Source organism: Streptomyces sp. NPDC031100 (assembly GCF_055570785.1).
This window is the reverse complement of record NZ_JBVIGN010000022.1, coordinates 1-12343: the sequence shown is the minus strand read 5'-3', so window position 1 is coordinate 12343 and position 12343 is coordinate 1. Positions and strand designations below refer to the sequence as shown.

6 protein-coding genes and 1 pseudogene are annotated in these 12343 nt (G+C 71.3%); 3 read left to right on the top strand and 4 right to left on the bottom strand.

Translation table 11 applies throughout. The features are described 5' to 3' along the window. The first annotated feature begins 129 nt into the window (after nucleotides 1-129). The gene (locus tag ACZ5DS_RS40225) at nucleotides 130-3441 is read left to right on the top strand and encodes a S8 family serine peptidase (protein WP_468248871.1); all 3312 of its coding nucleotides are present in this window, start codon (nucleotides 130-132) and stop codon (nucleotides 3439-3441) included. 53 nt (nucleotides 3442-3494) lie between these two features. Here the strand turns inward: ACZ5DS_RS40225 and ACZ5DS_RS40220 are convergent, their stop codons facing one another. Continuing rightward, a complete protein-coding gene (locus ACZ5DS_RS40220; RefSeq protein WP_468248869.1) occupies nucleotides 3495-4394 on the bottom strand; it encodes a hypothetical protein in 900 nt (299 codons plus the stop codon). Nucleotide 4395: 1 nt separating this feature from the next. Further along, nucleotides 4396-4950, bottom strand: coding sequence for an RNA polymerase sigma factor (locus tag ACZ5DS_RS40215; RefSeq protein ID WP_468249028.1), 555 nt, complete (start codon nucleotides 4948-4950; stop codon nucleotides 4396-4398). Nucleotides 4951-5291: 341 nt separating this feature from the next. Between ACZ5DS_RS40215 and ACZ5DS_RS40210 the strand changes: the two genes are divergently transcribed. Both ACZ5DS_RS40210 and pepN read left to right on the top strand, forming a co-directional pair. Then, nucleotides 5292-6323 carry an aspartate-semialdehyde dehydrogenase gene (locus ACZ5DS_RS40210; protein WP_468248866.1) on the top strand — a complete coding sequence of 344 codons (1032 nt, stop codon included), beginning with the start codon at nucleotides 5292-5294 and terminating at the stop codon, nucleotides 6321-6323. A gap of 160 nt (nucleotides 6324-6483) precedes the next feature. Then, nucleotides 6484-9060 carry an aminopeptidase N gene (gene pepN, locus ACZ5DS_RS40205; RefSeq protein ID WP_468248864.1) on the top strand — a complete coding sequence of 859 codons (2577 nt, stop codon included), beginning with the start codon at nucleotides 6484-6486 and terminating at the stop codon, nucleotides 9058-9060. 90 nt (nucleotides 9061-9150) lie between these two features. On the opposite strand, the gene ACZ5DS_RS40200 is transcribed toward pepN, so the two are convergent. Beyond that, entirely contained in the window at nucleotides 9151-10380 is a 1230-nt protein-coding gene (locus ACZ5DS_RS40200) for a M14 family zinc carboxypeptidase (protein ID WP_468248861.1), read from the bottom strand. A gap of 96 nt (nucleotides 10381-10476) precedes the next feature. Beyond that, nucleotides 10477-12102, bottom strand: a pseudogene (locus ACZ5DS_RS40195) (IS200/IS605 family accessory protein TnpB-related protein). Nucleotides 12103-12343 lie beyond the last annotated feature (241 nt).

Below are 12343 nucleotides of genomic sequence, written 5' to 3'. Positions count from 1 at the left end.
CGGGCAAATCGCATCGCGGGTTTTCCCCATACATCCATATCGATTAGGTCAACGGTCCCCACATTCCGGCCCTTTGGGTAAAGCTGTGCCCTCGTCCGGCACTGGATTCTTTACCTACAAGGGATGCCGATGACCCACACCCCCGAGCGGGATCCGATACCCGGCCACAGACGCCTGGCCCGCATAGCGATGGCCGTGGGCGTGGTGGCCGCTCTCTGCGCGACCGGGCCGATATCCCTGGCCCTCGCCGCCGACGCGCCGCCCGCCACGGCCGCCGACCCCGGCGTCAAGTCCGCCCACGACAAGCTCGGTTCGGACGACTCCGACCTGCTTGCCGAGGCCAAGGCGGACGGCGACAAGAACGTCACGATGATGATCGCGACCGCGCCCGGTAAGACTGAGCAGGTCGCCGAGGAGCTGGACGCGGTCAAGGGCGGCTCGGTGGGCCGTACCTACGACAAGCTCGGCTACGTCCGCGCCACCGTCCCGACCGCGAAGGCGGACTCGGCGATCGCGGCCGCCGCGAAGCTGTCCTCGGTGCAGGCGATCGACCTGCGCCAGGAGATCCAGCTGGACGACCCCGCCCCGAGCGTGGACACCGCGCAGGGCGCCAAGGCCTCGGCATCGGCGGGCACCTACTCCGGGCCGGGCAAGGACACCCCGGCGGAGAACCCGTACAACCCGTCCTTCGAGACCGGTGCCGTCGACTTCGTCCAGGACCACCCGAAGGCGGACGGCCGCGGCGTCACCATCGGCATCCTCGACTCCGGCGTCGACCTCGGCCACCCGGCGCTGCAGAAGACCACCACCGGCGAGCGCAAGATCGTCGACTGGGTCACCGCGACCGACCCGATCACCGACAGCGACGGCACGTGGCGCCGGATGACCAACCCGGTCAGCGGCCCGTCGTTCAGCTTCGGGGGCGCGACCTGGAAGGCGCCCGAAGGCAACTACCAGGTCAACCTGTTCCGCGAGTCCGCGACGGCCGGCGGCGACGCCAAGGGCGACGCCAACCGGGACGGCGACACCACCGACGTCTGGGGCATCCTCTACGACCCGGCCGCCGGCACCGTCCGCGTCGACCTGAACAACAACTTCGACTTCACCGACGACACGCCGATGAAGCCGTACAAGGACGGCTACCAGATCGGCTACTTCGGCACCGACAACCCGTCGACCGACGTCGTCGAGCGGCAGCCGTTCGTCGTCCAGATCCGCAAGGACGTACCGACCGATCCGTACGGCGGCGACTGGGTCGGCAAGAAGGCCGACTTCGTCAACATCGGCGTCATCGAGTCCGAGCACGGCACCCACGTCGCCGGCATCACCGCCGCCAACGGCCTGTTCGGCGGGAAGATGAACGGCGCCGCCCCCGGCGCGAAGATCGTCTCCTCGCGTGCCTGCACCTGGACCGGCGGCTGCACCAACATCGCCCTCACCGAGGGCATGATCGACCTGGTCACCAACCGGGGCGTCGACATCGTCAACATGTCGATCGGCGGTCTGCCGGCGCTGAACGACGGCAACAACGCGCGCGCCGAGCTGTACACGCGGCTCATCGACACCTACGGCGTCCAGCTCGTCATCTCCGCGGGCAACTCCGGTCCCGGCGCCAACACCATCGGCGACCCCGGCCTCGCGGACAAGGTGATCTCGGTCGGCGCGGGCATCTCCAAGGCGACCTGGGCCGCCAACTACGGCTCGGCCGTGGAGAAGAAGTACGCGATGATGCCCTTCTCCTCGCGCGGCCCGCGTGAGGACGGCGGCTTCACCCCGACCCTGGTCGCGCCCGGCGCCGCGATCAACACCACCCAGACCTGGCTGCCGGGCTCCCCGGTCGCCGAGTCGGGCTACTCGCTGCCGGCAGGCTACTCGATGCTCCAGGGCACCTCGATGGCGTCCCCGCAGGCCACGGGCGCGAGCGCACTGCTGCTGAGCGCCGCCAAGCAGAAGGGCATCGACCTGACGCCCGCCAGGCTGCGCACGGCGCTGACCTCGACGGCCGACCACATCAGGGGCGCGCAGGCCTACGAGGAGGGCGCGGGCCGCATCAACATCGTGGACGCGTGGGACGCCATCCGCGACGACGCCGAGTCCCACGACTACACCGTGAAGGCCCCGGTCGACACCGCGCTCGACGCCGCGCTGAAGACCCCGGGCTTCGGCACCGGCCTGTACGACCGTGAGGGCGGCCTGAAGGCCGGGCAGAAGAAGACGTACGACGTCACGATCACCCGTACGTCCGGCCCGGACAAGGCCGTCTGGCACGAGCTGCACTTCGAGAACAACGCGGGCGGCACCTTCCGGATCCTCGGCGACGACGTGGTGAAGCTGCCGCTCAACCAGCCGGTCACCGTCAAGGTCCAGGCGGCCCCGAAGTCCGCGGGCCTCAAGAGCGCGATCCTGGAGGTCGACGACCCGAGCACGGAGGGGATCGACAAGCAGATCCTCACCACCGTCGTGGTCGCCACCCCGGTGAACTACACCTACTCCGCGTCGAGTTCGGTGCAGCGCAACAGCACGCAGTCGTACTTCCTGACCGTGCCCGCGGGCGCGAAGTCGCTCGAGGTCGCGATCGGCGGGCTGCAGGACAAGAGCCAGACCCGGTTCATCGCGATCCACCCGTACGGCACTCCGGTCGACACCACCGGCACCCCGTACTGCTACAACAACTACCTCGACGGCAACGGCTGCAAGCCGGACGTGCGCTCCTACGCCGACCCGCAGCCCGGCGTCTGGGAGGTCGAGGTCGAGTCCCGTCGTACCTCGCCGCTGCTCGACAACCCGTACACGCTGGACGTCTCCGTCCTCGGCGCGGCCTTCGACCCGGAGACCGTGACCGTGCCCGAGGCCAAGGTCGGCACCCCGGCCACCGCCTCCTGGAAGGTGACCAACAAGTACGCGGCCCTCGACGGCAAGCTGGTCGGCGGCCCGCTCGGCTCCTCCAAGACGGCCCGCCCGACGATCAAGGAGGGCGAGACGCAGACCACCACGGTGGACGTCCCGGCCGGCGCCAAGTCCCTGGACGTGGCCATCGGCAACGTCTCCGACGCCTCCGCCGACCTGGACCTGACCGTGTACGACGCGAGCGGCAAGCAGGTCGCGCAGTCCGCGGACGGCGACTCGGAGGAGGCGGTCTCCGTCCCGTCCCCGGCCGCCGGCACGTACACCATCAAGGTCGTGGGCTACGCAGTCCCGTCCGGCTCGACCGCCTACGACTACCGGGACGTGTTCTTCTCCGCCACGCTCGGCACCGTCACGGTCGACGGCTCGGCCCCGGTCAAGCTCGGCACGGGCGACTCGGCCACGGTGACCGGCCAGGTCACGGCCGCCGCCGAGGCCCCCGCGGGCCGCGAGTTCTTCGGCCGGGTCCAGCTGGTGAACGCGCGCGGCACGGTTGCGGGCACCGGCAGCGTGAAGATCGAGAAGGTCACGCCGTAACGCCGGCCTGACCTCGGGTGAGGGGCGGGTGTCCGGTCGGGACACCCGCCCCTTCACGGTCCCTGGGGCGGGCACGAGGTGTGCCGGGAGTCCGGCAGGGCCTCGGTGATCCAGGCGCGGTCGGCGGCCACGCGGGCGTCGCCCACGGCCCACAGGCTCGCGGCCTGGTGGCCCCGGTCGACTCCGACGAGCACGTGCTGTCCCTTGCGCGGGGCCGGGTCGGCGTCCTCGCCGAGGAGGACGGTGACCTCGGCCGGGCCGTGGGCCGGCTTGTAGGAGCGGGTCACGCTCAGCACGATCCGGGTCAAGGGGGCCCGCGTCCGCGGATCCACCGCGGCCACCGTGCCCTCGGCGACCAGCTGGTAGCAGGCGAGGGCCAGCGCCGGGTCGGCGGGCCGCCCGCCCGCGCCGGAGTACTCGGCCGAACCGCCGGCGTCGCTCTTCGCGGCGTCGGCGCTGCTCCCGCTCATCGAGTCGCTCGCTCCGTTGTGCACCACGACCCAGCCGAGCCCGGCGACCATGCTGAAGGCCGCCGCGCCGGCGAGCGAGCCGAGCGCGATCCGCAGTGCCCGGCGCGGGCCCGACGGGCGCCCCGGGCGCAGGGGGCCGGCCGGGCGTGCGGGACCGGCGGGACGCCTGGCGCCGCGGGGGCGTTTCCCCGGCTGACCCGACTGACCCGACTGACCCGGCTGAGCGGGCCGAGCGGGCCGAGCAGGCGCAGCGGACTCCGCGGGCTCGGCCTCCGTCGGCTCCTCGCCGGTCAAGGCCTCCGCGAGCCAGGTCAGCTGTTCCTTCAGCACCGCCACGTCGGCCTCGGCCGAGCGGTGTTCGGTCAGGAAGGCGGCGTCCCGGCGGGCTTCCTCCGGCAGGGGTTCGCCCGTGATGGCGGCCATGAGCGCGTCCATGCCGGCGTACTCCCCCGCTCCTGCCGTGCCCTCGTGTTCGGCGGTCACGTCACACCACCTCGTCCTCGTGCAGCCGTTCGCGCAGCGCGCGGACCGCCGTGTGCAGCCTGCTCTTGACCGTGCCCTCGGGAACGCCCAGCTCCTCGGCGATCCCGCGCACCGGCAGATCGGCGAAGAAGCGCAGGATCACCACCTGCCGCTGGGCGTCGGGCAGCTCGTCCAGCCCCTGGGCGACGGCGAGGGAGAGCAGGCTGGTCTCCTCGCCGGAGGGGTGCGCGGGCTCGCGCTGCGACGCCAGCCGCTCCCCCAGCCGCTCCTGGCGCCGCTTGGCCCGGTGCCAGTCCATGGCCAGGTTGGAGGCGACCACCGCCGCCCACGCCGACACGTCCCGCGGCGCCTCGCGCCCGCTCGCGGCTCGCTCCAGCAGCCGCAGGCGTACCTGCTGCACCCCGTCCAGCAGGTCCGCCTGCGGCACCCCGCCGAGCGCGAGCACCGCCCGTACCCGGCGTTCCTGGGCCGCGTCCAGTGGATCGCCGTCGATACGGGCACTGCGGTCCGCACCGGCGTACGCACCCTGGTCGCGGCACGCCCCTCCGCGCAGCACAAGCCACCCCCTCACGCATGTGCCCCTAGGACGCCGGCGGGGGCGAAAACGTTCGACCGGATCGGACGGACCCGTAGAGGCGTACGTCACACCGCCGTGTGGCCGGGGCCCGGGCGGGCAGGGTCGGCACAGCACAGCTTGCGGCGCGGGGTCGCCGCCGAGGGAATATCTCCAGCTCAGCGGGGTGTGCGACGGAGGTCCGCAACCATCGGCCGGGTGATCGTGTCCCACTCTTCGAGCACGCACCGCAAAGAATTGGACAGGTGGACCGGGGTCGGCCGCATGATGGACAGGCCCCGGTCACGCAGAGGCACAGCAAGAGACACGTAGAGGGAGTCGCCGTGAGGGTCGGAATCGTCGGAGCCACCGGTCAGGTCGGCACGGTCATGCGCAGGATCCTCGTGGAGCGGGCTGCATTTAATTCTCTGGGCCCGGTCACGGAGCTGCGCCTGTTCGCCTCGGCCCGCTCGGCCGGGACCGTGCTGGACGGCGTGACGGTGGAGGACGCGGCGACCGCCGACTACACCGGCCTCGACATCGTGATCTTCTCCGCGGGCGGCGCGACCTCGAAGGCACTGGCCGAGAAGGTCGCCTCCCAGGGCGCCGTGGTGATCGACAACTCCTCCGCCTGGCGGAAGGACCCCGAGGTCCCGCTGGTGGTCTCCGAGGTGAACCCGCACGCGATCGCGGACCGCCCCAAGGGCATCATCGCCAACCCGAACTGCACCACGATGGCCGCGATGCCGGTCCTGAAGCCGCTGCACGAGGAGGCCGGGCTCGAGGCGCTGGTCGTGGCGACCTACCAGGCGGTGTCCGGCTCCGGTGTCGCGGGCGTGGCCGAGCTGCACGGCCAGGTGCAGAAGGTGGCCGCCGAGGCGGACAAGCTGACCCACGACGGCGAGGCGGTCGACTTCCCCGAGCCGCAGGTCTACCAGCGCAATATCGCCTTCAACGTGCTCCCGCTGGCGGGCTCGATCGTCGACGACGGTCTGAACGAGACCGACGAGGAGCAGAAGCTGCGCAACGAGTCCCGCAAGATCCTGGAGATCCCGGGCCTGAAGGTCTCCGGCACCTGTGTGCGTGTCCCGGTCTTCTCCGGCCACTCCCTGCAGGTCAACGCCCGCTTCGCCCGTCCGATCTCCCCCGAGCGCGCCACCGAGCTGCTCGCGGGCGCCCCGGGCGTCGTCCTCTCCGAGATCCCGACCCCGCTGCAGGCGGCCGGCAAGGACCCGTCGTACGTCGGCCGCATCCGCCGCGACGAGACGGCGGAGAACGGTCTGGCGCTGTTCATCTCCAACGACAACCTCCGCAAGGGCGCCGCGCTGAACGCGGTGCAGATCGCGGAACTGGTGGCGGCCGAGCTCAAGGGCTGATGGCTCGGCACACGACACGTCAGGGCGGGCACCTCATGGGTGCCCGCCCTCCTTTCATAGGGCTTTCCCTAGGGCTGCGCCGCGGAGCCCCGGGACGTCGCTCTTCGTGCAGGTCCCGTGGAAGGATGGCCGAACGTACACACAACGAGGAGATGACCGCGTGCCTGGCACAAACCTGACTCGCGAAGAGGCGCAGCAGCGGGCAGAGCTGCTCACCGTTGACTCGTACGAGATCGATCTCGACCTCTCCGGAGCGCAGGGGGGCGGTACCTACCGGTCCGTGACCACGGTGCGCTTCGACGCCGCTGAAAACGGTGCGACGTCCTTCATCGACCTGGTGGCGCCGGCCGTCCACGAGGTGACGCTCAACGGGGACGCGCTGGACCCCGCCGAGGTCTTCGCGGACTCCCGGATCGCGCTGCCCGGGCTGCTGGCGGGCCGCAACGTGCTCCGTGTGGTCGCCGACTGCGCGTACACCAACACCGGCGAGGGCCTGCACCGCTTCGTGGACCCGGTCGACGAGCAGGCCTACCTGTACACCCAGTTCGAGGTGCCGGACGCCCGCCGGGTCTTCGCCTCGTTCGAGCAGCCTGACCTGAAGGCGACCTTCCAGTTCACGGTGAAGGCACCGACTGGCTGGACGGTCATTTCCAACTCGCCCACGCCGGAGCCCAAGGACGACGTCTGGGTCTTCGAGCCGACGCCGCGCATCTCGTCGTACATCACCGCGCTGATCGTCGGGCCGTACCACTCCGTGCACAGCGTGTACGAGAAGGACGGGCAGAGCGTGCCGCTCGGCATCTACTGCCGTCCCTCGCTCGCCGAGTTCCTGGACTCGGACGCGATCTTCGAGGTGACCCGGCAGGGCTTCGACTGGTTCCAGGAGAAGTTCGACTACGCGTACCCGTTCAAGAAGTACGACCAGCTCTTCGTGCCCGAGTTCAACGCGGGCGCGATGGAGAACGCGGGCGCGGTGACCATCCGCGACCAGTACGTCTTCCGGTCCAAGGTGACGGACGCGGCGTACGAGACGCGCGCCGAGACGATCCTGCACGAGCTGGCCCACATGTGGTTCGGCGACCTGGTCACCATGGAGTGGTGGAACGACCTGTGGCTGAACGAGTCGTTCGCCACCTACACCTCCATCGCCTGCCAGGCCTCCGCGCCCGGCTCGCAGTGGCCGCACTCGTGGACCACGTTCGCCAACTCGATGAAGACCTGGGCGTACCGGCAGGACCAGCTGCCCTCCACGCACCCGATCATGGCGGACATCCGCGACCTGGACGACGTGCTGGTCAACTTCGACGGCATCACGTACGCCAAGGGCGCGAGCGTGCTCAAGCAGCTGGTCGCGTACGTCGGCGAGGACGAGTTCTTCAAGGGCGTGCAGGCCTATTTCAAGGCGCACGCGTTCGGCAACACCCGCCTGTCCGACCTGCTGGGCGCCCTGGAGGAGACCTCCGGCCGCGACCTGAAGACCTGGTCGAAGAAGTGGCTGGAGACGGCCGGCATCAACATCCTGCGGCCCGAGGTCGCCACCGACGCCGACGGGGTCGTCACCTCCTTCGCGGTCCGCCAGGAGGCCCCGGCGCTGCCGGCCGGCGCCAAGGGCGAGCCGACGCTGCGCCCGCACCGCATCGCGGTCGGCCTGTACGACCTGGACGAGGTGAGCGGCAAGCTGCTGCGCTCCGACCGGATCGAGCTGGATGTCGACGGCGAGCTGACCGCCGTACCGCAGCTGGCCGGCCGGCGCCGCCCGGCCGTCGTCCTCCTCAACGACGACGACCTGTCGTACGCGAAGGTCCGGCTGGACGAGGAGTCGCTGAAGGTCGTCACCGAGCGCCTCGGCGACTTCGAGGCGTCCCTGCCGCGTGCCCTGTGCTGGGCGTCGGCCTGGGACATGACCCGCGACGGCGAGCTGGCCACCCGCGACTACCTGTCGCTGGTGCTGTCCGGCATCGGCAAGGAGTCCGACATCGGCGTGGTGCAGTCGCTGCAGCGCCAGGTGAAGCTGGCGATCGACCTGTACGCCGCACCGGTCACCCGCGAGGCCCTGCTGACCCGCTGGACCGACGCCACGCTGGCCCATCTGCGCGCCGCCGCGCCGGGCGGCGACCACCAGCTGGCCTGGGCGCGCGCCTTCGCGGCGACCGCCCGGACGCCGGAGCAGCTGGACCTCCTGGAGAGCCTGCTGGACGGCACCCACACGATCGAGGGCCTGGCCGTCGACACGGAGCTGCGCTGGGCGTTCGTGGAGCGGCTCGCGGCGGTCGGCCGCTTCGACGAGGCGGAGATCTCGGCCGAGTACGAGCGGGACAAGACCGCGGCCGGTGAGCGCCACGCGGCCACCAGCCGGGCCGCCCGCCCGACCCCGGAGGCCAAGGCGGAGGCGTGGGCGTCGGTGATCGAATCCGACAAGCTGCCCAACGCCGTGCAGGAGGCCGTGATCAGCGGCTTCGTCCAGACCGACCAGCGGGAGCTGCTGGCGCCGTACGCGGACACGTACTTCGAGGTCGTCAAGGACGTCTGGGACTCCCGTTCGCACGAGATCGCCCAGCAGATCGCGGTCGGCCTGTACCCGGCGATCCAGGTCTCGGAGGAGACCCTGACCAAGACGGACACCTGGCTGTCCGCGGCCGAGCCCAACGCGGCCCTGCGCCGGCTGGTCTCGGAGTCCCGCTCGGGCGTCGAGCGGGCGCTGCGGGCGCAGGCGGTGGACGCGGAGGCTGCAAAGTAGCCCGTCGTACGAATGGTCCGTCATACGGCTGGTCCGCCATACGACGGTGAAAGGGCGCCCGGCTCCGAGCTGGGCGCCCTTCCTCTGTGTTCACAGCCGGCGGGCGATGTCCAACATGGTCCGCACATGCAGCCCGGTCTGCGCGGACACCGGTATCCAGCGCAGCTCGTAGGCCTTGTCGAGTTCCCGGCACCACTCGCGCACCAGGTCCGTGAGGAGGCAGGCGGTGTCGGGGGCGGTGCGGTCCAGGGCCCGGCGCATCATGGCCGCCACGCGCAGCGGGATGCGGCGGGCGGCGACCCCGAGGGTCGCGAAGTGGCCCCGGGAACCGCCGCGCTCCTGAGCCCAGCCGGTGGCGATCGACGGCGCGACGGCCAGCAGTTCCCGGGCGGCGGTGTACAGGGGCAGCAGGTCCTCGGACACGTCGTCGGCCGCGGTGCCGGCGAGCAGCGCCGCCAGCTCCCCGGTGCGGCCCAGCATCAGCTCGGCCGCCCGCGCGATCTCACCCTGCGGGTCGGGGGCGGGCCGGGGGTCGCTCACCGCCGGGACGGACCAGGCCGGCGCCTCGACGAGGACGGTCAGGGTGCGGTAGCGCCACGGGTACAGCCAGGTGCTCTCGGCGACGAAGCCGCTCGGGTCCCGTTCGTTCCCGGTGTTCCCGTCCGGGAGCCGCAGGACCCCGGGCGGGTCCGGCTGCCAGTCGGGGGCGTCGTACGGACGGTGGTCGAGGGGGATGCGCAGGAGTGCGGCCGTCTCGCGGAAGGCGCGCGCGGCGCCGGGCACCTTCCTGGTCTGCAGGGTGAAGGCGCCGCCGACCTCGATGCCGTGCAGGCTGAACTGGACCTCGGGCCGCAGTTCGTCCAGCAGCCGCACGAGCGCCGCCGACTCGGGCAGCGGCTCCCGGCCGGTGCCGGGGGCGGGCAGCGACTCGGGCTGACAGGCGAACTCGGGCCGGTAGAAGTACCGGTGGCACTCCTCCAGCGAGGGCGACGGCTCCTCGGGCTGCCAGCCGTGCGCGAGACGAGCCCCGTCCGGGTCGAGACACAGCAGGAAGTGCCAGGTGCAGCCGAGCGGCTCCAGGCTCCCGGGTCTGTGCGCCAGGATCCTGGCGAGCCGGAGTACGGAGGCCCCGCCCACCGGCTCGTTGGCGTGCGCACCGGCCACGGTGAGGATCTGCCGTTCCCCGCGCCCCGCGGACAGCAGCCACAGCGGGCGCCCGGCCCGGCTCTCGCCGACGGCACGCAGCCGCAGCACGCCCGGCGCCGCGGCGACCAGCGCGAGGGCGTGCCGCTCCAGTTGGTCGACGCCGGGATAGCCCATGTCAACTCCACTTCTGTCACCGGGTGTTGAGCGTTCCCATGGGAGCGTCGAGAGTGGGCCCCGTCAAGGGCGACCCGCGATGTCAGGTCACCGTTCCTAGAGACTGAGCGGGAGTGAGTCCTGTTGCCAGGACCTGTGCTCAGCCGCGTGCCCCGGACGGTGTTGGGCACACTGGTCCCCCGCTTTCTCGCCGTGTCCGGCGCGCACGGATCGTGTCCGTGGTCCGGGATACGGGGGCGGGTTCCCTCACGCCCCGGGGTGCCCGGTTCGGCCTGGACGGTCCGATGCCCGCACCCATCGCTCTGGTGGGTGCGGGGCGGTGCCGTCCGTCGCCGGATCGGGTGCCCAAGGGCGCGCCTTCCGATCGCCACGGCTGCCGCGTCGTGGCGAGTGGTCTTCCTGTCCTTCTTGGTGAGGGGCTTTTGCCAGTGCTGGGCGCCCCACTTGGAGGTGTAGGCCGGGTCGACGGCGACGACGGGGATGCCGAGTTCGGCGGCCATCGACACCAGTCGGGCCCGCAGCCTGGCCACGGGCATGCCGGAGATGAGCTTGCGGAACCGCTTCCGTCTGCCGTGCTTTTCCCGCGTCTTATCCGGCAAAGTCCAGGTCCTCGACGGCAAGCGTCAGGCCGTGGCGTTTGGCGAAGTGCAGCAGCCGGATCAGGGCGTGCCGGACCTGTGCGTCGCGGTGCTGGGCGGTGCCGGACAGGTCGTAGTCGAAGCGGTGTGGTCTGCCGACCGGGTTGCCGTGGGCGTCGAGCCGCCAGGCGGCCAGATGGTCGGCGTTGGTGTCGACTCCGACGACTCCGCCGGCCCGCGCCTGGGCAAGCGGCACAGTCTTGACCGGCGGGATCTGCCAGGAGGCGGTCAGGTACCAGCGGCCCCGCTGCACGTCCTCGTGGATTCGGTACGCCACCGCCCGGTTCGCGGCGATGCGGTCGGCCCACTCCGCACCCCGGTGGTGGAAGACGACGCGGGAGGCGAGTACGTACCGGCCGTTCTTGCTGTTGGCCAGGTGGGCGAGCAGGGCGGGGAGTTTGATGCTGACCTCGCCGTCCGCGGTGATGCGGATCGTCTCGTTGCCGAACCGCTTGCCCGACTCTCCGTCCGCCTGGAGGAACCGGCGCGAGGGTTCCCACCGGCAGCGCCAGGCGTCCTCACTCAGCCCGGCTTCTTCAAGGTGATGCCGAGTGTTCAGCAGCTGCTTACCGCCCCGCACCACACGCACCCGCCCGGCCTCCCGGCCGGCCTGCTCGCACTCCAGCCGGTCGGCCAACACATGCAGGCGCCGGGTCTTGGCATGCCACTCCTGGCGTGTGCGGTACCCGCCCGGGGCCCGCTTGGTCCCCGGCTCACCCACCGGCAACGACAACCGGCGCGCGACCGTGCGCACACCCGCCTCAAGACCCTGGATGTGCGCCGCCTGGGCCCGCCAGGCCAACGCCCATTGATCGTGCGTGGCCTTCGTTATGCTGCCCGCCCAGCGCGAGGACGACTCCACCGTCAGGGCCCGCTTGCGCTCCGCCCACGCGTCGGTGTCGTGCTCCAGACCGGCGGCGCAGCGGGCCCGTAGATCCCGCCCGGCCAGCGTGCCGAGGTGGCCGCCGACCAGCCTGAGCACCTCCTCGTCCCCGGCCGACAGGTGCTTGAGCCGGGTACGGATGGCCACACCGCACGAGCCGAGGGCAACGAAAGGCGCCGCCACCTCGCGCAGCCCGCCCATTCCCCTCACCCCCTGCCGCGTGCCGAAGATCCCGTCACTCATCCAACGAGCACCGTCCGCAAAGGTCACACATTCGATGCAAGAACTCCCGTTCCTCCGGAGTCATACGCACCGTAGCCGCCACGCTCACTCATGCGCGCCCTAGGTGTATTGATCACGAGCGTTGTTAACGCGGGCCGGGCTTGATCACGGCGAAGGCCTCCGTGTGTGGTGGAGGTGTCGAATCTTCACCGCACGGAGG